This is a genomic window from Roseateles depolymerans (assembly GCF_003387155.1).
Classification (GTDB): domain Bacteria; phylum Pseudomonadota; class Gammaproteobacteria; order Burkholderiales; family Burkholderiaceae_C; genus Roseateles; species Roseateles depolymerans.
In genome coordinates this window covers 1,058,669-1,084,005 of record NZ_QUMT01000002.1, presented here as the reverse complement: position 1 = coordinate 1,084,005, position 25,337 = coordinate 1,058,669, and the positions used below count along the sequence as shown (strand labels likewise).

At 67.5% G+C, this 25,337-nt stretch carries 18 protein-coding genes; 5 read left to right on the top strand and 13 right to left on the bottom strand.

Annotated elements, in window-relative coordinates:
* Positions 1-8 precede the first annotated feature (8 nt).
* The gene (locus tag DES44_RS12675) at positions 9-383 is read left to right on the top strand and encodes a response regulator (protein WP_058935252.1); all 375 of its coding nucleotides are present in this window, start codon (positions 9-11) and stop codon (positions 381-383) included.
* Between the two features lie 292 nt (positions 384-675).
* Positions 676-1,971: a porin gene (locus tag DES44_RS12670; protein WP_170156665.1), complete on the top strand. Its 1,296-nt coding sequence runs from the start codon at positions 676-678 to the stop codon at positions 1,969-1,971.
* A 37-nt stretch (positions 1,972-2,008) separates the two neighbouring features.
* On the opposite strand, the gene DES44_RS12665 is transcribed toward DES44_RS12670, so the two are convergent.
* The 5 genes from DES44_RS12665 to DES44_RS12645 form a co-directional block, all read right to left on the bottom strand.
* Positions 2,009-3,100, bottom strand: a complete 1,092-nt coding sequence (locus DES44_RS12665) for a LacI family DNA-binding transcriptional regulator (RefSeq protein ID WP_058935250.1) — start codon at positions 3,098-3,100, stop codon at positions 2,009-2,011.
* A 138-nt stretch (positions 3,101-3,238) separates the two neighbouring features.
* A complete protein-coding gene (gene xylA / locus DES44_RS12660; protein WP_058935249.1) occupies positions 3,239-4,558 on the bottom strand; it encodes a xylose isomerase in 1,320 nt (439 codons plus the stop codon).
* 142 nt (positions 4,559-4,700) lie between these two features.
* Entirely contained in the window at positions 4,701-6,179 is a 1,479-nt protein-coding gene (gene xylB, locus DES44_RS12655) for a xylulokinase (RefSeq protein ID WP_058935248.1), read from the bottom strand.
* Positions 6,179-7,429 (bottom strand): ROK family transcriptional regulator, encoded by a 1,251-nt coding sequence (locus DES44_RS12650; RefSeq protein WP_058935247.1) that lies wholly within the window; start codon positions 7,427-7,429, stop codon positions 6,179-6,181. Before DES44_RS12650 ends, xylB begins: the two co-directional genes overlap by 1 nt.
* Before the next feature lie 125 nt (positions 7,430-7,554).
* Complete coding sequence (locus DES44_RS12645; RefSeq protein ID WP_058935246.1) at positions 7,555-8,022, bottom strand: hypothetical protein; 468 nt, start codon at positions 8,020-8,022, stop codon at positions 7,555-7,557.
* Between the two features lie 110 nt (positions 8,023-8,132).
* Between DES44_RS12645 and DES44_RS24665 the strand changes: the two genes are divergently transcribed.
* The 3 genes from DES44_RS24665 (at position 8,133) to DES44_RS12635 (ending at position 10,364) form a co-directional block, all read left to right on the top strand.
* Positions 8,133-8,690, top strand: coding sequence for a hypothetical protein (locus tag DES44_RS24665; protein WP_147307067.1), 558 nt, complete (start codon positions 8,133-8,135; stop codon positions 8,688-8,690).
* Between the two features lie 158 nt (positions 8,691-8,848).
* Positions 8,849-9,889, top strand: a complete 1,041-nt coding sequence (locus tag DES44_RS24660; RefSeq protein ID WP_147307066.1) for a hypothetical protein — start codon at positions 8,849-8,851, stop codon at positions 9,887-9,889.
* A gap of 142 nt (positions 9,890-10,031) precedes the next feature.
* Complete coding sequence (locus DES44_RS12635; RefSeq protein ID WP_058935244.1) at positions 10,032-10,364, top strand: hypothetical protein; 333 nt, start codon at positions 10,032-10,034, stop codon at positions 10,362-10,364.
* Between the two features lie 128 nt (positions 10,365-10,492).
* Here DES44_RS12635 and DES44_RS12630 read toward each other — a convergent pair whose 3' ends face one another.
* The 8 genes from DES44_RS12630 to DES44_RS12595 all read right to left on the bottom strand — a co-directional run bounded on the left by DES44_RS12630 (position 10,493) and on the right by DES44_RS12595 (position 25,320).
* Complete coding sequence (locus DES44_RS12630) at positions 10,493-11,032, bottom strand: eCIS core domain-containing protein (protein WP_083525602.1); 540 nt, start codon at positions 11,030-11,032, stop codon at positions 10,493-10,495.
* Between the two features lie 36 nt (positions 11,033-11,068).
* Positions 11,069-13,360, bottom strand: coding sequence for a hypothetical protein (locus DES44_RS12625; RefSeq protein WP_058935243.1), 2,292 nt, complete (start codon positions 13,358-13,360; stop codon positions 11,069-11,071).
* A gap of 536 nt (positions 13,361-13,896) precedes the next feature.
* The gene (locus DES44_RS12620) at positions 13,897-15,420 is read right to left on the bottom strand and encodes an ATP-binding protein (RefSeq protein WP_198164770.1); all 1,524 of its coding nucleotides are present in this window, start codon (positions 15,418-15,420) and stop codon (positions 13,897-13,899) included.
* Between the two features lie 31 nt (positions 15,421-15,451).
* The gene (locus tag DES44_RS12615) at positions 15,452-17,287 is read right to left on the bottom strand and encodes a contractile injection system tape measure protein (protein WP_058935242.1); all 1,836 of its coding nucleotides are present in this window, start codon (positions 17,285-17,287) and stop codon (positions 15,452-15,454) included.
* Positions 17,284-20,151 (bottom strand): contractile injection system baseplate wedge protein, encoded by a 2,868-nt coding sequence (locus DES44_RS12610; protein ID WP_058935241.1) that lies wholly within the window; start codon positions 20,149-20,151, stop codon positions 17,284-17,286. The genes DES44_RS12615 and DES44_RS12610 overlap by 4 nt, the downstream gene beginning before the upstream one ends.
* The gene (locus tag DES44_RS12605) at positions 20,148-20,948 is read right to left on the bottom strand and encodes a contractile injection system tail -fiber like adhesin (protein WP_058935240.1); all 801 of its coding nucleotides are present in this window, start codon (positions 20,946-20,948) and stop codon (positions 20,148-20,150) included. The genes DES44_RS12610 and DES44_RS12605 overlap by 4 nt, the downstream gene beginning before the upstream one ends.
* A complete protein-coding gene (locus DES44_RS12600) occupies positions 20,945-24,826 on the bottom strand; it encodes a baseplate J/gp47 family protein (RefSeq protein WP_058935239.1) in 3,882 nt (1,293 codons plus the stop codon). The genes DES44_RS12605 and DES44_RS12600 overlap by 4 nt, the downstream gene beginning before the upstream one ends.
* Entirely contained in the window at positions 24,823-25,320 is a 498-nt protein-coding gene (locus tag DES44_RS12595) for a gp25 family contractile injection system sheath assembly initiator (protein WP_058935238.1), read from the bottom strand. Before DES44_RS12595 ends, DES44_RS12600 begins: the two co-directional genes overlap by 4 nt.
* Positions 25,321-25,337: the final 17 nt, after the last annotated feature.

Sequence of the window (25,337 nt, the reverse complement as noted above, 5' to 3'; positions counted from 1 at the left end):
TGTTCAGCATGAAACTGGTCCTCATTGAAGATTCGGAAGTCATCCGCCGGCAGATGGTCCGGCTCCTGGCCGACGTCTCCGGCCTGTCCGTCATCGGCCAGGCCGACAATGAAGAAGCCGCGCTGACGCTCATTCGCAGCACCGTGCCGGATGTCGTGCTGGTGGACATCGGCCTGGCCGAGGGCTCCGGCATGAAAGTGCTGGAGCGGGCCCGGCAAATCGGGTATGGCGGCAAGCTTTTCGTGCTGAGCAATCGCGACCCTGATTTCTACGAAATGCTCTGCGCCCGTCATGGCGCGGATGCGTTCTACGACAAGGCGCATGGCCTGGATCGCCTGGTGGCGGACCTGCAGGCGATTGCAGACGGCATCAAAGGCGTTTAGGTCCTTTGGCAAGCGATTCACCGGCATTGGCCCTGAGATTTCCCGCAAATCCAACAAATTGTTTCGGTACCGACCGGATTCGTGAATACTTCCAGTCACTCCATTCAATGACTGCCGCGCCATAAGCCGGTGGTTGATGATCGTGACCATGCAAGACCATTCGCTCCTGTCGCAGGCTGCAGGCCTGAATCCCACTCCGTTCACGGGTCGCCCATCGGCGCGGAATTCGCGCAGTTCGCGAGGCTTGCCTCTGCAGCGCCCATCGAAAGCAGCGCGCTCTGGCGGGGCCTTCGTGGCCACCGCCATTGCGGCTGGCGTAACGGGCTGGTTGGGCTTGAGCAGCCCGGCCCAGGCGGACAGCGGCGTCACGATCTACGGCTCGTTCGACGTGGCGGTGGACCAGATCAAGAAGAGCCAGGGCAATGTGCAAGGCACGCTCTTCGGCGTCAGCGGCGGTCGCCCGGTGCCCAATGCACTGGCCTCGCCATCGACCTCCACCAGCCGCATGTCCACAAGTTTGACGAGGCAGTCCTACCTCGGCTTCAAGGGCAATGAGGACCTGGGCGGCGGCTATCAGGCCAAGTTCCAGCTGGAAGGGGGCTTCACGACGGACGTCGGTAACCTCAGCAATGACAACCGGTTCTTCGGCCGGGTGGCCTGGGTCGGTCTGACGACGCCGGTCGGGGAATTCCGGCTGGGCCGCCAGGCGGCCCCGGTGCTGGTGGCCTACTACTTCAACAGCGTGGAGCGTCTGGGTTCGACCGACATCCTGGGTGCGGGCGTCACGATCAACAATCTGCAGGTCTATCAGGACAACATGGTCAGCTACACGCTGGCCAAGGGGCCCTGGCTGGCGCAATTGACCTATTCGCCCAATGCGGGCGTTGGCAATCGGGTCAGTGCGGCGCGGTCTCCGGCCTCCAATGCCAATACCGGGCAGATCATTGGCGGCGCCACCGCGGGCACGGAAGACAGTTCCGGGCGCGGCAGGACCGTCGGCGCCATGGTGGTCTACAACGAGTCGGACCTGACCCTGGTCGCGTCCTATCACCGCAACCGTTTCGGCGTGCCCTTTGGCCTGGCCACTGCCCAGGGCTATGTGCCGCTGTTCAATGCGGAGCGATTCACCAGCGCCATGGCCGGCGTCAAATACCGATTCGCCAGCACCGGCACCGAATTGGCCGGCAACGTCTATCGCGGCCAGTTCAAGGAATCCGGCAATCTGGATCCGAAGGTCACGTCTTTGAGCGTGGCGCTCAAGCAGTCGGTGAACGTGGTGGACCTGATTGCGCAGGTCAGCGACAACCGCTTCAACAATTTCACCAAGGGCAAGAACCTCGCTTTCACCTTCGGGGCGGAATACAACCTATCCAAGCGCACCGCGGTTTATGCGCGATATGCCCAGGTGGAAGACAAACGCGGCAATATCGTCAGCAGCCCGCTCAATCCCGCGCTGACGCTGGCCGGCGGCCCCACCACGCTGCTGCTGCCGCTGGGCGCCCTGGAGATTCCGGTGCTGTCGGGCGCCGGCACGCAGATGGATGCGACCACGCGCCTGTACGGCGTGGGGATCCGCCACGCGTTCTGAGGCCTGACCCGCCCAGCCTCCCGGCCCGCTGTAGACGTCAACGAATGAGCAGGGACGCGCTGCGAGGCGCGCCCAGCGTGGCGCCGTCCACCAGTTCGGTCGGCAGCACCACGTTCGTGATGTCCGGCGCCGGGCCTTCGCCCAGCTTCGCGTCCACGCTGGCCACCAGCAGGCGCGCCGCCCGCTGACCCAGGTCCCGCAGCGGCTGGCGGACCGTCGCCAGGCGCGCCGACCGCGCCAGCTGCGTGTCGTCAAAGCCCACCAGGGAGATCTGCTGAGGCACCTGCAGGCCCCGCGCCACCAGCACGTCCAGGCAGCCAATGGCCATCGAATCATTGCCCGCAAAGATGGCCTGCGGCAGTTCCTCGCCGCGGTGCTGGTCCAGCCATTGCTCCAGGCGTCGCCGGCCGGAGTCGGCGGTGAATTCACCATCCACCACGTAGTCGGGGGGCGGTGCGAGGCCCGCCAGTGCGTGGGCGCGGAGATAACCCTGCACCCGCCGCCGGGCCCCCAGCGAATGCTCCGGCCCCGCCAGATGCAGGATGCGGCGATGCCCCATGCCCAGCAGCCGCGTCACCATCGCCTGGGCGCCGGCTTCGTCGTCCGGCTCCAGATTGATGACGCCGGGAATCAGCACATTGCTGTGAATGGATAGGATGGGGGTGTGATCGGGCAGCCGCTGCGCTTCCTGTTCGTCCAGTTGCGGCGCCAGCAGGATCAGTCCGTCGATGCGGCCATCACAGAACGCGGGAATGCGGGCGGCCTGCCGGTGCCAGTCCTCCAGCGCGAACACGGTGGTGTTCTGCCCCAGCTCGGCGCCGGCTTCCATCACCCCGCTGAAGACTTCCAAAAAGTACTGGTTGAGCTCTTCGCGCTTGAGCGTGGTGGCCAGGCCCAGCGTGTTCATGCGCCGGCTGGTCAGGGCGCGAGCGGTGGCATTGGGCCGGTAGTTGAGCTGGCGGGCGGCTTCGAGGATGCGCTCGCGAGTCTCGTCGCTGATGCGCGCCGAGGTGCGGGCTCCGTTCAGCACCGCCGATGCCGCCATCGCCGACACCCCGGCCGCCCGGCCGACATCGGCCAGCGTGGCGGCATGGCCAGGTTTGCGGGGTTTGGCGGACGACGAATTCATGGCAAGGGCAGGGGGCGCAGACGCGCCATTCTCCGGGCTGACGCCCCGGAGCATGCCTCAAACCCAGGCCCTGGCGACAGCGCGGCACCGCGGATGCGGCGCCGACGCATCACTTCCGCAACAACTGCCCCCGCATCCTCAGGTGCCGCTGAAGCGGTTGACCAGGTTTTCCAGGAATTCCTGGCGGCCGGACCGCGGCGCGACGTCGACATTGCGGGTCAGGGCCTGGTCTGCCAGGTCCTCCAGGCTGCGACGCCCGTCGAGAATGGCCTGGCTGTCCGGGTTCTGCCAGCCGGCATAACGCTGCTGCAGGGCCTGGGCCAGCCGGCCGTCCTGGATCATCTGCTCGGCCACCAGCAAGCCCTTGGCGCAGACATCCATGCCGCCGATATGCCCGTGGAACAGGTCTTCCGCATCGATGGACTGCCGACGCACCTTGGCATCGAAGTTCAGCCCGCCGCTGCCCAGGCCGCCGGCCTGCACGATGTGATAGAGAGCCAGGGCGATCTCCGGGACGTTATTGGGGAACTGGTCCGTGTCCCAGCCCAGCTGCGCATCGCCGCGGTTCATGTCGATGCTGCCCAGAATGCCCAGCGCGGCGGCCATCGCAATCTCGTGCTCGAAGGAATGGCCGGAGAGCGTGGCATGGTTGGCTTCGATGTTGACCTTCACCTCCCGCTCCAGGCCGTAGCGGGTGAGGAAGCCGTAGACGGTGGCGGTGTCGAAGTCGTACTGGTGCTTGGAGGGCTCGCGCGGCTTGGGCTCCAGCAGGATGGTGCCCTTGAAGCCCTTGCGGTGCTTGTAGTCCACGACCATGGACAGGAAACGCCCCATCTGGTCGAGCTCCTGCGCCACGTTGGTGTTGAGCAGCGTCTCGTAGCCTTCGCGCCCGCCCCACAGCACATAGTTTTCGCCGCCCAGGCGCATGGTGGCGTCCATCGCGTCCCGCACCTGCAGCGCGGCCAGGGCGAAGATCTCGGGGTCCGGATTGGTGGCCGCGCCCGCCATGAAGCGACGATGGCTGAAGAGGTTGGCGGTGCCCCAGAGCAGTTTCACGCCGGTGCGCTGCTGATGTTCCCCCAGCACATCGACCATGCGGGCCAGCATCTCGTGGCTTTCGCGCGGGGTGGCGCCTTCGGGGGCGACATCGCGGTCGTGGAAGCAGTAGTAGGGCACGCCCAGGCGGCTGAAGAAATCGAAGGCGGCCTGAGCCTTCATCTGCGCCAGCTCCATCGGGGAGCCGCCCTGGAACCAGGGGCGCTCGAAGGTGCCGCCGCCAAACGGATCCAGGCCGGTCCAGCAGAAGCTGTGCCAGTAGCAGACGGCAAAGCGCAGATGCTCCTCCATGCGACGGCCCAGGACGATGCGGTCCTTGTCGTAATGGCGGAAGGCCAGGGCGTCGGTGGCGTCCGGTCCTTGGTAGCGGATGGGGGGAATGTCGGCGAAGTAGCTGCTCATGGTGGGCATCCTGTGTGGGAACGCAGGGCGGAGCCGCGGCGTCCGGGGTGGAGGAGGGGGTGCAGGAGGAGGTGTGGGTGGGGCAATGAAGAGGGACGGAGGGAGCGGGCCGGGTGGCGTGCAGTGAACGGCCAGTGAACGATCAGTGAGAGGTCGGCAAGGGCGGCAGCGTGCGCTGGAGCTGATACAGCGCCCGGAAGCGCGCCAACCGCGCCGCGAGCGGCGCCGCGCGTTCGGGACGCGGCTGGAATCGGTCACTCACGTCCGGCCGTTGGCAGACATGCGCTTCCTCGCCGCCATCGGCCATCCAGGCCAGGCGAGCCGCGCCCAGGGCGCCGCCGGCGTCCGCATCGGCATGACGCACGATGTCCACGCCCAGCACGTCGGCCATCAGTTGCGCCCAGTAGGCGCTGCGAGAGCCGCCGCCGACGAAGGACAGCTCGCTCACCTGCGTGCCCGCGGCCTGAAGAGCCGCCAGGCCGTCGGCCATGCCAAAGGCGACGCCTTCCAGCACCGCATAGCCGCCGTGGGCGCGGGTGCTGTCGTGGCCGAGGCCATGGAACACGCCGCAGGCAAACGGATCGTTGTGGGGCGTACGCTCGCCGGCAAGGTAAGGCAGGAACAGAGGCGCTGCGTCCAGCGCCTGCACTGGCAGGGCCTGCACCTCCTCCAGCAGCGCGCGCTCATCGGCCACGCCGCTGAAGCCGCAGAACCAGCGCAGCGCGCTGGCGGCCGAGAGCATCACGCTCATCTGATGCCAGCGGCCGGGCAGGGCATGGCAGAAGGCATGGACCGCCGAGGCCGGATTGGGCCGGTAACGGTCATTGACCACGAACAGCACGCCGGACGTGCCCATCGATAGGAACCCTTGTCCGGGCCGGGTTGCGCCGATGCCGATGGCGCTGGCGGCGTTGTCCCCGGCGCTGCCGGCCACCACCACGTCCGGGGAAAGCCCCCAGGCCTGCGCGAGCGCGGGCCGCAGGCTGCCGCCGGGCCGATTGCTTTCCACCACGCGAGGCATCTGCTCCCGTCGCAGGCCGCAGGCGGCAAGCAGCGTGTCGGACCAGTCCCGCGCCGCCACGTCCAGCCACAGCGTGCCGGCCGCGTCGGACGGGTCGGTCACCTTGTCGCCGGTGAGCAGCAGACGCAGATAGTCCTTGGGCAGCAACACCGTGGCAGTGGCGTCGAAGATTTGCGGTTCATGCTGCCGCACCCACAGCAGCTTGGGGGCGGTGAAGCCTGGCATTGCCAGGTTGCCAGCGATGTCGGCCAGGGCAGGAGCGGCGAGGGTCAACGCCTCGCATTCGGCGAAGCTGCGGCCGTCGTTCCACAGGATGGCGGGGCGCAGCACCTGGTCTTGCGCGTTTAGCAGCACCGCGCCATGCATCTGGCCAGACAGCCCGATGGCACGAATGCGGCGCCAGGCCTCGGGCGCCGTGCGGCGCAGGTCCGCCACGGCCTGCTCGGTGGCGGCCCACCAACTGGCGGAGTCCTGCTCCGACCACAGCGGATGCGGGCGCTGCACCGTCAGCGGGGCGCTGGCGCGGCCGCAGGCCTGGCCGTTCGCGTCCAGCAGCAGCAGCTTGACTTCGGAGGTGCCAAGATCAATGCCCAGATACATCAGAAAGACTCCTCGGTCGTGGTGTCCGGGGCCGGCTGGGCCCGCGGGGTCGACGCCTGCGGCAGGCGTGGACGGGTGATGCGGTAACGGGCCAGCGCGGCGGCGCCAACGGCCACTGCATCGGGTCCGAAATGGGAAATGCGCAGCTGGGTCGGCGGCATGCCGGCCGCGCTGGCGTAGTCGTTCAGGGTTTCGCGGGCCGGCGTGAGGAAGGCGTCTCCGAGCTCCACCACGGCCCCGCCCAGCACGATGCAGGCGGGGTCGTAGGCCGTGGCCAGGTTTTGGAGCAGCACGCCCAGCGCCCGTCCAGCGGCCGTGACGGACCGCACCGTGCTGCGGTCCTTGTCCAGCAGGCGCTGGCGAACGCCCGCTAGGGCCTGCGCAGCGGTTTCCTCTTCGTCGCCGGGGCGCAGCAGGGCGCGCAGGCTGATCAGCGCTTCGGCGCAGCCTCGCCGCCCGCAACTGCACAAGGGGCCATCGATCTGCAGCACCATGTGGCCGACCTCGCCGGCAAAGCCTCGGCTGCCCGTCAAAAGGCGGTCGCCCACGATGACGCCGGCGCCCAGGCCCTGGTTGATGCTCACGTACAGCAGGGGATCCTGCGGCTGCTCGGGGGCGTGAAATTCCCGCTCACCGATGGCGGCCACGTCGGCCTCGTTCTGCAGATGCAATGGGACATCGGCGAGGGCGGTGCCGGCCAGGCGCTCGGCGAGCAGAGTGCCCACGGGCAGGTCCCGCCAGCCCAGGTTGGGGGCCATGTGCAGCAGGCCCCGGGCTTCGTCGACCCCGCCGGGCAAGCCGACGCCGATGCCGATGAGGTCCTGGTCCGGCGTCAATTGCGCGCGGACTTTCAGCAGCACGGAGGCCAGCACGCCCAGACGGGCTTCGGCCGAGCGGCTGTTGCCATAGGCCTGGACCGCGCGTGCATGGATGTGGCCAGTGAGGCTGGTCGCCACGACGCGCACGCCGTCGATGCCCACGTCCGCGCCGAGCAGAAGAAGACGCTGCGGGTCGATGAACAGCGGGGTGGGGCGTCGCCCCAGGTCGCCGGTGGCCACCACGCTGCTTTCCATCAGCCAGCCTTCGGCGATGAGCTCGCGGGTGAGGCTGCTGACGGTGGATTTGGTGAGCCCCACTTCCTGCGCGAGATCGGCGCGGGACAGGCCCGGACGTGCGCACAACTGGCGCACCAACGCCATGCGGTTGAGGACCTTCAGCCATTGCTGGCTGCTGCCGCCATCACTGTGCACCTTGTCTCCATGGCCCTCTGAGGTTGGGGCCTGGTGGGCATATTAGTTCGGGCGTTGCACGAATGAAGGGCGGGGAAACACTGAGGCGGGTGAGGTGAAGTGCCGCGCGGATCAGTGTTGAGTCTTCAGCGTGTTTGGCTGAGTCGGGCGATGGCCTCCACATCGCGTCCGATGTAGCCACCAATCACGATGATCATCCAGCTGGCCCAGCGGAGCGGGTTGTCCAAAGCGAGGATCATCAACGCGGATATGCCCAGCAGCGTGATCGGAATCCAAAAGACGGCATTCAGCATTTGCGTTTCTGTTGGACTGCTGTCGACTGTGTCGGTGGGACGCTCGCGGTTTGCGCCTTGGACCCTCACGAGCAGTCGATTGGTCAAAAAGGTGCCCGCGGCCGCGATGACCGTCCACTCAATCGTTTCTTCAATTTGGCGGTCGAAGCCATGCAGGCCCAGATAAAGAACGGTCGCGAAACTGACACCCAAGGTGTTTAGTGCAACCAGCTTTCTGTGCATAGAAATCAGAGTCATGAAGTGAAGATGAAGCTCGGGCGTGTCAACAGGACGCTGAAGCGTCGCGTCACTGAGTGACATCTATTTACTTCCGCGCGATCAGTAGATCTACTAGGGCCTTGCGTCCCATTGCTTCGCGGTCAGCGAAAATGGAGTCCCTGGATGCCTCTTCCTCGCTAGATGGAGAAATCTTGAAGAATTTGCGACGACGTCTTGGTTTTCGTCTGGCTTGTTCCCTGCTGGTGGCGCTGGCGACGACAAATGCATCGGCGGAGGCAGGTGTTGGCTGGCGCGACATCATGCAGAAGCTACCGGATGCTCTCCATCGCCGAGACTTGGCAGAACTTCCTGAGGCGCTTGGTGTTGATGGCGTATGGCAGTGCGGGGAAGACGCTTGTGAATTCATCTCCAACCGAAGAGATGTTGCCGTGGGCGCTGCCGATATTTCTGTGCGGCTTGCGACGGACAAGGAAAGAAAATCGCTGAGTCGAACAGGGATGATGCTGGCTGTCAAAACGGAGGATTGCTACAAGATTGGGCAAGTGGAAACCGCTCTGTCGGCAAAATTGATTTTCATGATTCCGCAACCCATATCCCATTGCGTGCCAGATTTCATTTGCAAAGAGCAATTGGCAACATTCCAAGGAATGCTGCAAGCGGCAGAGGGATCTTTCTACGAAATATACGCGCGCGCGTCACGCGACAAACTCTGTTTGAAGGAGCTCAATATCTACTTCCTGAACGGCTGAAAGTTCAATAAAAGGAAGTCTTGAGGCTCTGACGCGTCGTCCCTGCGGCGCGAGTGTGGCATGCAGTTTCTTTCAGTCGAAAATCAGCATTTTTCGGATGGACGGAAGGGCAGACCGCCGCTAGCGTAAGGATTTGTTTAAGCGGGAGGCGACCTCGAATGAAGATCAACGGCGACAGGGTGGAGCGGCTGCAGCGGACGGACGAGACGAGGAGTACGCATCAGGCCCAGTCATCGGGTGTACAGGCTTGGGTCGATCAGTCACCCAGAATGACAGCGCAACGCGCGCTCATTTCGGCGTTTACGCCAGCTTCGTCCCCCGTTCAGCGGATGCTCTCAAATCATCAACCGCCAGAAACCAACCTGGCGCAGGATAGGTTGAATATTGTCGGGGAGAACCATCCGGAGTCGGACGCTCGCCGGGCCGATGAAATTGAGCATTGCGCAAGACTCTTGGGGTGGGGGAAGTATTGGGTGGAAGGTTTCTTTCCTATTCCACTTGCCGGCGGCGGCTTCGCATTGGGCGATCCACCGTTCCTGCGCTTTTACAACATTCTCTTTATAATCAAACCCTTTGATTTTATAACCGGTGATCTGAAGACGGATTTCAATAAAATCGATCAGGTCGCAGCGTTCTATCAGAGCCTTTTATACAGCGTCACATTTGAAGCAATTGCTGCTGTATCTGCAGTTGATATGTATGCGGAATTCGAGGAAAACCCCGGAGATCATTTGGTTACACACAATAAAGTATTTGAACTAAAGGAGGGTTTGCATAAAGATTTGGGGGAAATCCGTTCGTTGGCACAAAAAACTTCCGAATATTCGGTCACTAGAAGCCGCTACAGAGAAACAATCGAAGATTTGAATGACAGGTTTGCAGATTTCAACGCAACTCTAAATGCGATTGGCGAATTCGTTGACGAACGCGAGGTGGACCAAGCTGAAAAGTTTAAAGGTACCTGTGGTCTTCGAAGTTTGGGAATGGCGGAGGCAGCCAATTTGGCCAACGCTCCAAAATCAGGCGTTTGGAAAGTGGGACAGGCCCATATAGACGATATGCTCGACCTTCCTGTGCGCACCTTCAAACTGATCAGTCGGGATGATTACAACCTTGAGCTGGCGGCATTCAAAGCTTATTGGAGTCATCCAACCCTGAACACGCAGGGGGCCTCCAGCGTCCCGCCTGAATCTGAATAAGCCGCCGCGGCAGGTGCGCCTCTCGCGCACTTTGCACCTCAGCAACATCGGCTTAAGCCGCGTCTAACACTCCGGGCGCACTCTTGAATCCACGGCGCCGCCTTCTCTTCTCTCTCTGCTGCGGCGCCCACAGGAGTACGACATGAGCAAGACCTCCCCGATCCTGGCCCTGATGGCGGCCTTTGCCGCAGCGTCCGCTTCCGCGGCGCCCGTTCAGGATGACGAACTCGCGAGCCGTGAACAGCGCCGCAGCCATTTGCAGCAGCAACTGCGTGACGTGCGGGTGGAGCTGTATTGCGACCACGAAGACCATGCGCTGCAGATGATGCGCGAAGCGCGCCAGGCGCTCATTGCCCAGCATGACGACGTGAGCGAGCGCGGTGTGGCCCACCTGGACCGCGCGATCTGGGCTGTGCGCCATGGCGATACCCAGCAGGCATTGAACCTGCTGCAGGACGCGCATCGCCAGGGCTGAGCGCCGGCCACAGCAACTCGGGCGCAAATGACCGGGGCCTTCAGCCGCCGGTGCCTCACAGCGGCCTGTGCGGCGGCAGCGTCTGCCGATAGCTGAATCTGCCGCACAGCCGCCCAGCCGCTTTTGCCTCAGGCCCCTGATCCGCGGCTGGCCAGGTCGCCCATCCGGTCGGCCTCGGCCTCCAGCGCATGGTCGTCATTCACCGGCACCCCGCCCACCTCCAGCGTGGGCGCCACCCGGCCCTGACGCTGCTGCACCACATGCCAAGCCTCGTGCGGCAGATGCTGCTCCTGGCCCGGCGCCAGATGGATGTCATTGCCTTGTGCAAAGGCCAGCGCATTGAGTTGGGCCGGACGGCTGGAATTGCTGTGGACTCGCACGTCCGACAGGTCCATGCCGGACATCGACTCCAAGCCCGCCTTCAGCGTGTCCGGCATGCCGGTCAGATTCGGCGCGGCTGGTGTTTCCTCCCGCTGGGCGGCAGCGCCGAGGTGCCCCTCGATCCAACGTCGCTGCGCCGCCTGGCGCGGGGACTGATCGAGCTGCGCAGACCAGTCGCCACCAGCATCCTCCTGCCGCTGCGCGGTCTCTGGCGCGGCGGCTGCCCGCTGGAACGTCCCGCGGCCGGTGTTCTGGAACCGTCCGGCATCATCATCGTGGTTGGCCATGGTGGGGGTCCTCCTGAGGGTTGAATGGGGAGCGGCTCACAGCTCCGGCGCCCGGAACTGAAGGAACAGATAGGCGCAGACGCCCACCGCCAGCACCAGCGTCACCACCGGCACATAGGGCGAGTCCCGCAGCCACGACAGCGCCGGGTCGCAGGTCAGCAGCATCAGGCACAGCGCGGCCGCCAGCAGGGCCACCAGGCCCAGCACCACCAGGTAGATCAGGCCCACCCGGCGCACCCTGCAGTTCAGCCCATACACCAGCGCCGCAATCACACATCCGATCAGCAGCGTCTGCGCCAGCAATCGAAGCGGCAGCCGGTTGGGACAGATCCAGGCGCAGGCCTTCTCGCGACTGGAGGGCTTGTCCAGGAAATACTGAGTCAGCGGCGTGATGACCTCATTGCCCAGGCCCACATCGGCCAGCGGCAGCGGCCAGAGCGTGACCCCGCCGTAGTTCCACTCGATGTAAGGAAAGTCCCGCGCCAGACTGGCAGTGACGTTGCCCGGCGCCGCTTCGGCCGAGGTGGCATGCACGACCACCGGCAGCAGACTGTCCAGAAAGTCGATGCGACGCACGCCCTGCACCTGGCGGGTCAGGTCGATGCTGCGGCGGATGTTCTTCTTCTGGCTGTCTGGGTCGCCGCTCATCATCACCAGGAACTGCACGGTCACGTCGCCACTGCCGCTGTAGTCCGGCTCGCGAGAGCCGGGCAGGGTGTCCCGCTGTTGGTGACGGTCCTTGCGTTCCGCGCGCAGCTTCAGGCCCATCAACCATTCGTAGCTGTAGGGCGGCAGTTCCCCCAGCTGCTGGTCCGGCACGACCAGATTGAGGCGGAAGCTGCGCCCATCGTCCTGCATCAGGGACAGGATCCGGTCGACATAGCGCTGCAGGAACCGGGTGTAGCGCTCACGGTCGCGGCCTTCGGTGGGGGTGTCGTCGAAGAACACGGTCAGGCCGCCGAAGACCCGGCTGTTGGAGTCGTCGCCCGGCTTGAGCAACAGGCGGTTCATCCAGCTTTGCACGTCGTCGCGCTCCTGCGTAACCATGCGAACGGCGGTCTTCGCGGCGTTGTCGATCATGGTGGCCTGCACCGCATCGGGCTGGTTGAGCAACGCGGCCCACGACCGCCGGTAGACCACCAGATCCATCGCCACATCGAAGCGCTGGGCCTCGCGGGAGAAGCCGGAGAGCGCGCCATTCCAGTCGGCCGGCAGGTCGTAGCCGCCATCGTCCTTCAGCACCACACCCATGTACTGCAGACGGGTGAAGAGATTGAAGTTGATCGGCAGGGGCGCCTCGCCGGCTCGCCAGAACGGGATGACGCCGACGACTTCATTGTTCTTGTGGCCCGGCGCGCATTGGCAGCCTTCGGCGCTGAGCCGCAGCGGACGCGACTGTCCCACTGGATGCAGCTTCTGGGCCGCGGCCACCGCGTCGCGCAGGTTGTCCTCGGCCAGCAGGGAGTCGAAGAAGACCTCCAGCGGAACGGCCGTCTGGTCGGGGCGGCGTTCGTTGCGCTTCGGGGGCGCAGGCGCCTCCTGCGGGGGACGCAAGGCTGCGGGCTTGGGGCAGACCGTGGGCGCGGTAAGCTGGCGCGCGGCGGCCACTTCGGCGACCCGTCGCAGGTAGTAGCGGCAGCGCTCGGCCTCGACCGCACCGATGAACATGGCGCGGGTGGGATATTCCACCCCGACCAAAGGCGTGAGGATGGCCCGCAGCTGGGCCGGCGTGGGTTTGTCTGGCGCGATCAGCGGCGGCGTGGTGATGACGCCAGTGTCCTCGTCCAAGTCCGCGCGCAAGGCGGCCAGCGCCGGCAACGGCGGAGAAGGCGCCACGGCGGTGCTGGTGGCTTTGGGTTTTTCCTCTTCGGTGGGAGGGACGAGGTCGTCCAGGTCTTTGGCGGTGAGCAGGTAGCTGACCGGCACATCGGACTGCACATCCGCAGTGCCATCGGCGTCCTGAAGGCTGATGCCTTTGAGGGCGGTCGAGGGGGCTGGTTTCGGCGGCGCGGCCGGGGCAGTGGCTGCGGTGGGGGCGGGAGCTGCGGGCGCGGCATCGCTGGCGGGCAGGATGCGCAACACGTAGTGCTGCTCCTGCTCCATCGGCGGGGACGCACTGTCCGTGGCGCGCAGCGCGAAGCTGTAGTGGCCGACACGGGTGGGCCGCCCGGAGAGCAGACCGTCGTTGCCAAAGCGCAGACCTGGCGGCGGCGTGCCTTCGATTTCGATGTGATACGGCGGGCGGCCGCCTCGCACGACTTCGCGGGGTTTGTAGTCCGTGTCGAGTCGGCCAGACGGCAGCGGCACCGAGACATAGACGAGCCGCAAGTCGGGAGATCGTTTCGACGCTTCGGTCGAAGAGTTGGTGGGAGGGCTGGTGGGAGGGCTGGTGGAAGAGCTGGAGGAAGAGCCGGACGCGGCCGCGGTCACAGGCGTGGTCGCACGCGCCGTTGCGGTCACGGACTGAGGCACGGGCGGTGGACTCAGGTCCGGCTGGATCGGCCGGGATGAGAGTGGGAAGGGAACAGCGGGCTCGTGAGAGGGCGCTTCGCCGGCTGGGCCTGTCCCTGTAGACGACCCCGCACGCGGCTGCAGCTCCGGAGCATCCAGGCTGAACGGGCGCGGCTTGGGCACCGGCGGACTGCTCGGAGGACCGGCGGTGGCCTGCAGCGCCAGCGCAATCACGCCCGCACACACACCGCCCAGGAAGATGCGCCAGCGCCGGCAATGCACGCAGGGGGTGGGGGCCGTCCCGATGCGTCCGGCACGGCGGGTGCCGATCGTGTCATCCGACCCGGCAGCCACGCCCCCAGGCGGCGCCGTCCGCCGTGGGTCATCCCAGCGAGGAGGTTTTGCGGCCATGGCTACACCACCCGTCCTTCCTTGCGAAGTTCTTTCGCAATGCCCAGCCGCAAGTCGGCCTGGTTGATGCGTTCACGCGCCGACTGCATCGCGTTCAAGGCGGCAAAACGAGCCACGTTGGTGATGGCGCCGCCCGCCAGCTCATGACGCTCCGCCAGTTCCTGCAGGTTCACGCTGGCATCGAGTCGCCCGGTCGGCCGCAGCAGTCCTTCCCACAAGCGCAGCCGCTGCTCCGCATCCGGCATGGGGAAATGCACCACCGACTGGAAGCGCCGCGCAAAGGCCTCGTCGATGTTGCCCTTGAGGTTGGTCGCCAGGATCACGGTGCCGGGGAAGTCCTCCACCCGCTGCAGCAGATAGGCGACTTCCTGGTTGGCATGCCGGTCATTGGAGCTGCTGGTCGCGGTGCGTTTGCCAAAGAGCGCATCGGCTTCGTCGAAGAACAGGATCCAGTCCCGGTGCTGCGCCTGGTCGAAGACCTGGGCCAGGTTCTTCTCGGTTTCGCCGATGTATTTGCTGACCACCATCGACAGGTCGATGCGATAGACATCCGCCTGCACCGCCTGCCCGATGAGCGTGGCGGTCAGGGTCTTGCCCGTGCCCGGCGGGCCGAAGAACAGGCTGCGGTACCCCGGTTTGACCGCACGAGCCAGTTGCCAGTCGCGCATCAGTTGCCGGCCGTGGCGGGCCCAGGTGGTCAGGGTGCGCACCTCGGCAAGGGCGTCGGCGTCCAGCACCAGGTCGTCCCAGGTGAGGGCGGTGGTGATCAGCCGGGCGGGGAAGCCGGCGCTGAAATCGGGCTTGCGGGAGACACCGGTGGTGAGCCGCTCCAGCGTCTCCCCGCTCAGTTGCAGCGCGCCGGCAAACCAGGGCTCGCCGGGGCCGTCGTGATCCAGCCGGAGCAGGCCTTCGCGGCGCAGCGGCGCTTCCTCGTCCAGCGCCTGGCGCAGCCGCACGCGACGGGCGAGATCATCGCCGGCCAGCAGGAAGGCTGCCGTTTCCGCAGTGGGCAGGAAGCCGCCGTGGGAGCGTCCCCGCCAGCCGCCGAATTCACTGAAGCCGCGGTCCAGGTTGCGATTGCGGACAAACAGCAGATCCAGCAGCGCCGGCCGCAGATGCGGGGCCAGCGCGAGGGCCAGCAACAGGCGTTCATCGGCGTCCAGCCCCAGGCTGTCGTGCAGTGCCGCCAGCGCGCTGCCGGCGGGCAGGGCAGGCGGACCTAGCGAGGTGCTCACAGCGCTCTGGGCGCTCCTCGAGCTCCGCGCGGTCTGCGCGGGCTGCACGGTCTGCGCGGTCTGCGTGGAGTTGGCCGTCTCTGCCATCAGGTCCGCAGACGGAAACTGCGCCATCGCCTCGTCGCCCCCCGCAGCGGCCGCTGCACCGAAGTACTGCGCCAGCCGACGCTGCACCACCTGTTCCAGCCAAGTCAGTTCCATCGCCAGGGCGCGGGCGTGAAGGTCCGCAGCGGCCGAGCCATGGGTGCCGTTGATCCGATTCGCCCCATTCGCCTCGTTCGTACCGTTCATGCCATGCTTCCCGTTCGCGCCGTGCTTGCGTTCATCGCCAGTCCACATGCAGCACCCCTTCCATCCATCCAAACTTCAGCACCGAATATCCCCACGGCAGGTGATCAATCAGCATGTCGAACGGACCGGGGTTCACCTTCAGCCGCCAGCCGTCCTGGTCGCGGCTCAGTAGGCCGCTGCGCCGCAGAAAGGTCTGTCGCAGCCCGTTGACCTGGGTGCTGCCCAGCACCCGCCAGTGCTGGATGACAGCGGTGAGCAGGCCATGGATGACCTGCCGCTCCTCGGGGCTCAGCGTCCATTCGCGCGGCAGCGGCTGGTGCATCGGCAGGCCGCAGATCAGCTTGTTGAGCCCCAGCGCCGACTCCACCGCGTCCAGGTGCAGTGGCTCCGCCGCGCCGTCGTCCGCGGTCTCCATCACCACGGCTTCCAGCAGCAGGGCGGCGCGCTGCGCGGCGGCCTCATCCTTGAAACGCGGGCCGTCGCACAGCCCGAGTCGCTGAAACAGATGCGGCAGGTAGGGATGCAGCAGCACCAGCCCGGCATTGCCGACCTGCAGCGGGGTCGCAGAATCTTCCGGCGTGCCGCCGGACAAGGGCGAGGGCAGCGACGCCGACGCAGGCGCCTCGGCGCTGCGTCCCCGCCAGCGCAAGCCCAATGCGCGCGCCGCCCGCGACAGCAGCGAAGTTGCGGAGTCCACCACCTTGTCGAACCACCGCTTCGGCGCCTGCGGTCCGTCCGCGGCCCGCTCGGCCAGATGCAGCCGCACCTGGTCGGTGTAGCGCTGCGGCTCGAAGCTGCCGGTTTGGCCGCGCAGGGCATGGTCCAGCGTGGCCTGCCAGAGCAGCACCCGCCGCTCCTGCGTCTCTGCGCTGGTCGACGGCGCAGTGGTCAACACCGTCTCGATCCAGCGCTGCACCTCCTGATGCAGGGCGGTGTCCATCCAGAGCGTGAGCAGGTCCGGCAGCAGGGCGGCTGGCAAGGCGCGGGTGAACCGTTGGCGCATCCCGTCCTGCCGGGCGGCGTCCTGCAGCGTCTCGCGCAGCCAGGCCGCGTCCTCGCGCATCAGCTGGGTCCAGACCTCGCCCAAGGCCAGCAGCGGATCCTGCCGCGCGGCCACGTCCCGTCCCAGGGCCAGCGCCACCTTGAGCTGGCTTCGAGCGCGGGCGAGGCTGTTGGACGACGAGGCGTCCGCCGCCAGCGCTTCGTCCAGCACCACTTCCCACAGCGGGAGGAGGTCTGCCGGTGCCTGGCCCTGCAGCCCGTGCGGGGCCACCAGGCCAAGCAGGCGCTGGGCTTGGGCCAGTCGCCCGGGCAGCAGGGCCTGCACCAGCGCGGCCAGCCAGTGGCGGTCGAACTGCAGCACGAGCCGGCGCACCAGCAGCGCGCGATCGTCCTGCTGACGCAGGGCGGCCACCAGCGCGGCCGGGTCCCGCTGCAACAGCTCCTGCGCCAGCAGGCGTGGGTCTTCGCCACGCGCCTGCCAGGGCCAGCGGCCGGTGCGCAGGAAGTGCAGCAGCAGCGCCAGCCGCGATTGGGGCCGGCTGCGCACGCCGGCAGGTCGGTGCCTGGCGCCGCCCGGACCGCGGCAGTCCTCCAGCGCGCGACGGGCCACGATGGGCAGTTGCCGGGCCCAGGCCTCTTCCCAGTCGGGTGTGTCGACCGGGCCCAGGTCCAGGGTCAGGGTGGGCAGCGTCCAGACATCGTCAGGGTCGCAGGTGGTGCGGAAGCCGTCTTCCAGCACATCGTCCAGCAAGCGAAGGCCGGTGGTCTGCAGCCACTGCGTCCAGCGGGTCTCGGCCTCTTCAGCGTTCACGCCGTGGATCTCTGCGTCGGCATGCAGGTGCTCGATCAGATGAGGGTCCCTCATGGCGATCGCCCTCCTGACGCTCCCGGCGCCTCTGTCCCTTCTGATCCTTCTGGCGGTGCGGCCGGTGCTGATGGTGTTGGCCGCTCGTGGGTTGGCGGCCAACTCAGCATCAGCTCGATCAAGCGCGCCGCCACCCGGTCGGTGCGGGTCTGGGCGCGCACATCCTCCGGCGCGCTGGACAAGGCCAGGCGGCTGTCCAGCCATTCCTCATACAAGGTCTCGAAGGCCTGCATGTCCTCCAGCGACAGCCACTGCACCGACAGCGACAGATGCGCCGGCGTGTGGCTGCGCAAAGTCTCCCGGGCGAACTGGCGAAAGTTCTTCTGCGCCGTGCGCGTGGTCCAGCCCGGCAGCACCGCCGTGATCCGGAGTCGATGGAAATGCGGCGGCAGCTTGAGCTGCTGATGCTCTGGCGACTGCGCCCGCACCGGTCGCAGCAGCACATGCTCCAGCAGGTGCAGGCCTTCGCACTCCTGGTCCAGGTGCAGCATGAACAGCCGCAGGCTGGCGGCCGCGCGGCGGGCGGCATCCTCGGTCTTGAAACTCCCGATCACCCACCAGCGGCCGTTTTCGTCGGGGCCCAGCACCAGCCGGCAACCGGGGGCCGGGTCCGGTTGCGGCAGCGCAAACAGCGCGGCGTGCGGCGCGGGATCGTCTTCCAGGCCGGGGCTGTCCGCCGGCGGCACCTGCAGGTGCAGGGTGGGCGGCGGCGTCATCGGGGCTGATCCTGCGGGCAGCAGGCGGTAGCGGTCTGCGCGCGCAGCGGTGCGGGTCAGCGAGACGGGCAGACGCTGGCGCCGCAGCCAGGGCATTTGCGCCAGGTCCTCCTGCACCTGCTGGCGCGTCGCCGGCCGCACCGAGGTGCCAGCCGCCATGCCCCGGTCGGAGAACTCCGGCGGCAAGGGCACCAGGCCGCCGCCGCCGTTGGTGATGGTGGCGGGACTGCCGACACTGTCGGCGTCCTCGCTGTCGTTCTGGGCGTCGATCATCACGCGGTGGTCCCGCGGCACGCGCGTCAGCGGGCGGTCGTGCCAGAGCCGGAAACCCAGCCGCAGGCTCGCCCGGCGCTGAAGCCCACTGCAGTTGTCCATCTGGCCCCAACTGGGACGGGTCAGATCCACGCCCGCAGCCCGGTCGCGGGCCAGGGTGACGATGTCGCGCAGCCAGGCGGCCTTGTTCTCCAGCAGCAGCGTGTCCAGTTCCTCATGCAGCAGATGGCCGCAGAACTGGCGCATGCTGTTCTGGGTATAGGTCTCGCCATGCAGGGCCAGCAGATGGTCCAGCACGCGGCGCTTGCGAGCGGTGCCCCCGTCCAGCCGCTGCTGCTGCGCCCGGGCGATGTCTGCCGTGCTCGCAAAGGGGCGGTTCTGCAGCATCTCATCGCGCTCGGCGGGCCCGTCCAGCAGCTCGGCCAAGCCGGGAATCTGCGCTTCGGTCAGCGGCTGGATCCACAGGGTCTGGCGGGCGCCGTTGTCCAGCGAGAACAGCGAGCGCATGGCCTGCAACTGGGCCAGCCCCTGGGCCAGCATCTGTTCATGCAGCAGCAGGTAGGCCTTGAGCTGCTTCACCTGCGCCTTGACCTGCGGCGGCGCGGACGGCGGCACACCGTGACGGCCTAAACCGTAGACGGCCGGCAGATGGCGCTGCACCGAACGGTATTCACTCAGGTCGCGGTGGGTGCCGGTGGGCAGCAGGGCCTTGGCCTGCTCTGCCTGGTCGGCCTGCTGGCGGGAGCGACGGGCACGGCCGGCCGTCTGCAGATCGTTCAGCCGGCGCCGCAGCTCCCGCGCCGACACGTCCACCGTCAGTCCCCGTCGCCGCACCTCGATCTTCGTCGGCCGCTGCACGGACGGCAGATGCAGCGACAGCGCCCAGCCCTCGCCGAACCAGGCCACCGAGCCCACCACCATGTCCTGCCCAGCGGCGGAGAGATCGTCCCGGTCGGGTTCGTCGGGGACGATGGCGATCACCCGGGCGTCGACGACCCCGGGTACACGGCGCATCTCCTCGGCCACGTCGGACAGAAACAGTCGTCGGACCCCGTTGGCGCTCAGGGGCGATGGCCGCAGGAAACCATGCCGCATCACCGGACCGTCATAGATGTCGGCCAGCGTCTTCCCAGCGCCCATCAGGTCGTGCAAGGTGTCCGCCACCGGCGCCCCGGCAATGAAGCGGGCACAGCGGTCGTACACATCCGCCAGGATCTGCACCGCATCGCGCTCGCCGTCGATGTCGATCGCGGCTTGCAGCTCGCACATCACGTCGCGGTCGCAGTGCACCTGGGGGGCGAGGTCCTCGCCCAGATTGCGCTGGGCATGCCAGGCCTTGCGGGCTTCTGCGATGCGGACTTCGTAGCGGGCCTGCTGGGCCGCCGCATCGCTCTGGGGCGCATCGCCGGCGTCTTCGTCCTCGCTCTCGTCCTCGCCCACCAGCCATTCGGAGGGTTTGAGCCGGAGCTGGTAGACCCCCGGCATGTCCAGCAGCGGGTCGACGCTGGCGTCGTCCAGGCCGGGAACATGGTCCAGCAGCCAGCGGCGATGGTCCTCGCGCGTGGTGGCGCGGCAGGGGAAGACCGCATCCGCGGGATGCAGCGACAGCGCCTGGTAGTCGATCTCGTGGCCCGGTCCGGCCAGATGGTCCGCCACCGGGAATCCGCTGCGGTAGACCAGGTCGGTGAGGCCGAAGCACAACTGCTCCAGCAGCGTGATGCCGGGGTCATGCAGGTTGTGGTCGGTCCAGCGCTCGCCGGCCAGCTTCTGCAGCCAGTGCAGGCCTTCGTCCCGCAGCGCCTGAAAGTTCAGCGCCAGTTCCTCGACCGAGCGGGGCCGCACTTCGCGGCGCGGCGGTTGGAGCGTGCGCTTCATGCGGACGTGCCTCCGGTGAAGTCCTCAAACCACAGCTGCGTGAGGCTGGCCCGCATCACCGCGCCGGCACCGTAGTCGCAGCGGGTGCGGATCTGCAGCCGGTAGACGCGTTCGGAGCTGCCGCTGGTGGCCCAGCGCAGTTCCAGCTGGTCGCATTTGCGGCCAAACCAGGCGTGTTGCGAGCGGATCGGCTTGCGGTTCTGCAGTCGCTGGTACCAGCGCTGGGCCGGGTTGAAGGTGTTCATCGCCGTGGCCTGCACCAGGGCGAAACGGGGCTGGCGGCCCTGGGCACTGCTGGCGCCGGCCATCACCTCGAAGGCATGGCAGCCGCGCAGGTCCCCCGTCAGGTCCTGCCATTCGCCGTTGGGCTGCAGCGGCAGGCTGTCCGGACGCGGGTAGCTGCCGCGGCGGCCCGTTGCCGCGACGACGCCGGCCACGTCGAGCGTGGCGCTGGGCTCGGCCACGCCAACGCCCACCCGCATGCGGCTGTCCAGCGACAGCACCGGGGGCGCGCTCTGGCGCTCATGGGCGGCGCTGGCGCGGAAGGCCAGTTGCTCAGTCCGGCCGTTGAAGCTCATCGACCACAGCGGCTTGTCCCCGCTGCGCTCTCGGTAGAAGCTGAACAGGGCGTCATGCCCCTGCGGCGCGGAGACCTCCAGCCCATTGGCAGGACTCTTGCGGAAGCCCTCGTCCACCATGTTGAGGTTGGAATCGATCAGGGCCGAGAAATGATCGGCGGTGGGCAACTGACCCTCGCCGAAGAACTTGCGTAGCGTGTCGCGGTTCTGTTGGCTCATGCGTTGGCTCCGCGGATGACGAAGGTGCTGCCAATCGCCAGTTTTGAAATGCCGGTAGGCAGGGGCGCCGAGTGGCTGAAGCCGTGGGTGTCGGTCAGCAGGTGCTGCGGCATGGGCACGGCCAGGCTCCAGGGACGGCTGCTGCGGATGTGCCGCCGCTCGTCGCGGGCTTCCCGGGCGGTATCGGCCAGCCGGTACAGGCCGTTGTCATCCTGGCTCACGCGCAGCAGCGAGAGCTGGGTGATGAAGGCCACGCCCGGCTGCATGCGCAGGCGCGCCTCGATGTCCTCCGCCCGGATGGTCCAGTCGAAACGGGCCGGATAGCCGCTGTCCATCCACGGGGACAGCATCTCCACCAAGGAGCGGTTCAAGCGCTGCAGCGTCGCACCCGGATGGGCGCCGGGCTGCAGGCCGACCACGCCGCGCAGCTGGAGTTGCTCGTACATCGGGTTGCGGACCTCGATGTGGGCAAAGGGCGAGGCCAGCGCCCGCAAGGTGGCCGCCATGCGGCGCAGTTGCACCGCGCTGAAGCGGGGCTGCTCGCAGGCCAACTGCGGCTGGTTGCGCGGAACGGTGGGCACGGCCACCACCACCACGCTGCCGGGAGGCAGGTGGTCGCCATGCTGGCCGGCATCGTCGACCACTTCGTCGGCGGTGAGGCAGCGGGCCTTGAAGACCTCGGGGAAGCGGTCCAGCAGCAGGCGCTCCAGGTCCCAGGCGGTGCTGGCCCGGTTCTTGTGCATCAGCCGCTCACCGGCCCGGGTGTAGAGCGCGCGGACATCCTCGGCCGGCCGCAGGCCCACCGACGTGCCGACCTGCGCGATGCGGGTCACCCCGCTGAGGGTGGTGATGGCACGCTGGATGCGCCCGGCTTCCAGCAGCGTCGGGGGCGCGGGGGGCGGCGCCTTGGTCGGCGCGGGCGCAGGGGGCGCCGGGGCGCGCACGGCCCGCAGGGCCTGGCAGCGGATATCGCGCAGGCGGGCGAAGGTGTCGAAGCCGTCCTGAGCGCCGACGCGCAGCCAGAACAGCCCCCCCGGCATCAGCGACTGATCGCAGCTCAGGTCCCCCGGCAACTCCAGCGTGATGATGCCGGAGGTGAGAAAGCCGTCCGTCTCGTCCGACAGCACCGCATGGGTGGGCAGCGGCAGCCAGTGGTCCCGGTGCAGCACTGCCCACTGAGGACGGGTCAGGGCCCGCTGCTGGCCGGGCCGCACCGGGGACTCCTTCAGCTCGAAGAGCAGGGTCAGAGGGCCGGCGGGGTCGGACGATTCCAGTCCGATCAGCAGTTGGCCGTCGAAGTCGAAGCGCGGCAACACGGTCTGTCCGGACAGGGCATCGCCCTCATGCAGAGACGTCATGCCGAACGGCCGCAGGTGCATCAGCCGTTCGCCGTCGACGCCTTCCCCGGGGCCGTCGTCGCGGTCCAGGGCGATGACCGTGTCGGCGTCATAGTCGAGGCTGAGGGTCTCCAGCAGCGGCGTGTAGGGCGGCTGGGGAACCGGCCGCGGACGCCGACGCAGTCGCGCATTGGTCGCCACCACCTCGGACAGCACCGAGGGATAGGCCGCATGCCCGAAGGCCGCCTGCGGTGCCGCCAGCTGCAGGCGCAGCAGGCCGTTGCGCGGCGGGTTCTGGCTGTCCCACAGGGCTTCGCTGGCGCGCATCTGGTGGGCGAGGGTGGCGCTGTCGGCCTGGAGTTCCTGCTCGTCCAGCAGGCGTCCTTCCCCGTCGGTGCTGAACAGGCGCAGAGTCGGGGTGGCGCCGCAAGGCACCCACTGGCCGTCCCGCAGCAGGGACAGGGTGGCCGTGAAAGTCTCGGTGCGCTGCTGCAGGCCGTAGCCCGCATAGTGGCTGGTGAAACCGCCCGGCCCCTGGGGGAGACCGGACCACTGCAGGTGCAGCACCATCCGCGTCAGGTTCTTGCGGGCGGCCTCCTGGGAACCCACCATGACGCTGGACGACACCATGGGCAGCGGCCCGAAGGGCATGAAGGGCTTGGTCGCATCCAGGCGACCCAGGCTGTTGGACAGCAGCAGCTGGCGCACCCCGGACACATTCACGCGGATCACGGCTTCCTTCAGGGGCACGTCGCACAGCAGGGAGTAGGCGTAGCAGCCGCCTGCCTGGCCGAGCTCCAGCCGGGCCATCGGCAGCCGGGTGCCCCATTCGTCGCCGTGCAGCACCGGGTCGCAGCCGATGATGGCCGGCGCGGAGGCGGGCAGCCGCACCTGCAGCAGCAGCCCGCCGCTGACGGCCGGCGAGACCTGCACATCACTCGCTTCCAGCCAGCCGTCGCTGGCACTGAGGGACAGGCGCAGCGCTCGCTGGAAGAGGCTGGTGAAGATCAGCTCGCGGTTGGGCTCGGGCGTGAGGCCCCCGGTGCCGGGGCTGAACAGGCTCATCGGGTCGGCGGTCGACGCGGTGGGCTGTGGCCCGTTCAGCCGCTTCACCAGGTCCCAGACCCGTTGCCAGTCCTTCGGCGTCAGGGGCGTGTGGGTGAGGCTGGCCTCGTCCGCCATCATCCACCGCACCAGCAGCAGGCCCATGGCGCGCTGCAGGGCGGCGTCGCGCTGTTCACGGTCCTCGGGCGTGGCATGGGGCAGATCGCCGACGGCCTCGATGTCCGCGATCAGCTCCTTGAGCGACCGGGCGGTGAAGGCGGTGTCGCGCCGCATGCGCAGCTCGATGTGGATCATCCGCTCGCCCTCGGCCAGCGCGAGGATGGGCGAGATGATGGCCAGCCCGATGCGGGCCTGCGGCGTGGCCGGGTCGCCGCCGAAGAGCCGGACCTCCTGCCCCTGGCCCAGCCCCAGCGTGCCTGCCTTGGCCTGGGTGACAAAGCCGAAACGGCATTCGGGCGAGATGGCGGACTGCCGCTCCAGAAACAGGCTGCGCACGCTGGCCACCCGGGTGTCGGTCACCGCCAGCGGCTGCTCGCTGCGAAAGCGCACCGGCCGTCCGGCGGCATCCTTGCCGGCATCAAAGAGCACACCGGCGCCCACCTGCACATCGCCCTTGGCACGCGGATCACGCTGGCAGGCCAGCAGCACCGTGTCGTCCCGAGGCCCCCGGGGCAGGAAGCCCAGCACCTCGCGGTAATAGAAATCCGCATGGCGCGCCGGAAACCGGTTGATGAGGCCCTGGACCTTCTCCAGCACCTTGATGAAGGCGATCAGCAAGGCCACGGCCGGTTCATGCTGGCCGGTGCCCCAGGAGGCGGGCAGCAGCTCACGGGCCTTGGCCTGCAGGCTGTCGATGGCACCAAGGAAAGCGACCTGGCGACGGCGAAGCTGGTCCCGCTCGTAGCGGGCCAGATGGCGGCCTGACAGCGGGGCGCGCTGCTCGGCCAGCAGCGCCAGGTCTTCCGGCGACGGCGTCCACAAGGCGCTGAGCGTGGGCACCACCGGCCGCTGGCGGAAGGCCCGCTGAGCATAACGCTGCCGCACCCAGTGCAGGTCGGCCGCGAGTTGCTGACGCACCAGTTGCCGCAGCCGCTCGGCCAGCGCCTGGCCAGCCGGGTCCGGCGTGGCAGCCGCGTCCTGGTTCAGGGCCCCATACCACTGGTCCATCACCGAGGCCAGGTCGCCGATCTGCTGCCCCAGCGATTCCACTGGGGCACTGTCCAGCTCCCGTGCCAGCCGCCGCTCCCACTGCCCCAAGTCGAAGGCAGCGATGCGGGCCATCACCAGGCTGGTGTCCCGCTCCAGCAGCTCGCGCCAGCGGCCGGCGTCATTGTTGTCGGGGTCGACATAGCGAAGCTTGTCGGCCAGCAGCTCCACCATCGTCACGCGGTCTTCAAAGCGCAAGGGGTCGACCTGCAGATAGCCGTCGAACAGGGCCGGCGGATAACGATCGTCCTGGGTGCAGCCGCTGCTCATGGCGCCTCCTGTTCATCCACGGAGGCGAGGTTCTGGTTCATGGCGATGCTGTCGGGCGAGGGCCAGGCGGGCATGGGCAGCGCCACCGCCGGGCTCTGGCCGTTGAGGTAGAGCGGGAACACGAGGTTGTCCGGGGTGTTGCTGCTGCGCAGGCGGTAATCCAGGCGGATGCGCAACACCCCTTCGTGCAGGCCGCTGGTGTCGAACTGCACCGCCTCCAGCTCGACGCGGGCCTCGAACAGCGCCACGGCCTGCTGGATCATGCTGCGCATCTCGGTCAGCAGGCTGCTGGTGACCTGTTCAAACACCATGCGGCGCAGGCCGCAGCCATAGGTCGGATGCATCACCCGTTCGCCGGGATGGGTCAGCATCAGGATGCGCAGGCTCTCCCGCACATCCTGGGCGGCAGACACCAGCGCCGCGGCACGGCTGCGGGTGTCGAAGGTCGGCGGGAAGGCCCAGCCGGTGCCGAGAAATCCAGGGTCGCTGCTCATGCTTGTCCTCGCTGGGT

Coding starts and splice junctions, on each gene's coding strand:
- DES44_RS12595 (WP_058935238.1), bottom strand. CDS start 25,320: ATGAGCAGCGACCCTGGATTTCTCGGCACCGGCTGGGCCTTCCCGCCG.
- DES44_RS12645 (WP_058935246.1), bottom strand. CDS start 8,022: ATGTCACTCAGTGACGCGACGCTTCAGCGTCCTGTTGACACGCCCGAG.
- DES44_RS12620 (WP_198164770.1), bottom strand. CDS start 15,420: ATGAACGGTACGAACGAGGCGAATGGGGCGAATCGGATCAACGGCACC.
- DES44_RS12665 (WP_058935250.1), bottom strand. CDS start 3,100: ATGAATTCGTCGTCCGCCAAACCCCGCAAACCTGGCCATGCCGCCACG.
- DES44_RS12605 (WP_058935240.1), bottom strand. CDS start 20,948: ATGAGCCAACAGAACCGCGACACGCTACGCAAGTTCTTCGGCGAGGGT.
- DES44_RS12615 (WP_058935242.1), bottom strand. CDS start 17,287: ATGAGGGACCCTCATCTGATCGAGCACCTGCATGCCGACGCAGAGATC.
- xylA (WP_058935249.1), bottom strand. CDS start 4,558: ATGAGCAGCTACTTCGCCGACATTCCCCCCATCCGCTACCAAGGACCG.
- DES44_RS12630 (WP_083525602.1), bottom strand. CDS start 11,032: ATGGCCAACCACGATGATGATGCCGGACGGTTCCAGAACACCGGCCGC.
- DES44_RS12600 (WP_058935239.1), bottom strand. CDS start 24,826: ATGAGCAGCGGCTGCACCCAGGACGATCGTTATCCGCCGGCCCTGTTC.
- DES44_RS12675 (WP_058935252.1), top strand. CDS start 9: ATGAAACTGGTCCTCATTGAAGATTCGGAAGTCATCCGCCGGCAGATG.
- DES44_RS24660 (WP_147307066.1), top strand. CDS start 8,849: ATGAAGATCAACGGCGACAGGGTGGAGCGGCTGCAGCGGACGGACGAG.
- xylB (WP_058935248.1), bottom strand. CDS start 6,179: ATGTATCTGGGCATTGATCTTGGCACCTCCGAAGTCAAGCTGCTGCTG.
- DES44_RS12635 (WP_058935244.1), top strand. CDS start 10,032: ATGAGCAAGACCTCCCCGATCCTGGCCCTGATGGCGGCCTTTGCCGCA.
- DES44_RS12610 (WP_058935241.1), bottom strand. CDS start 20,151: ATGAAGCGCACGCTCCAACCGCCGCGCCGCGAAGTGCGGCCCCGCTCG.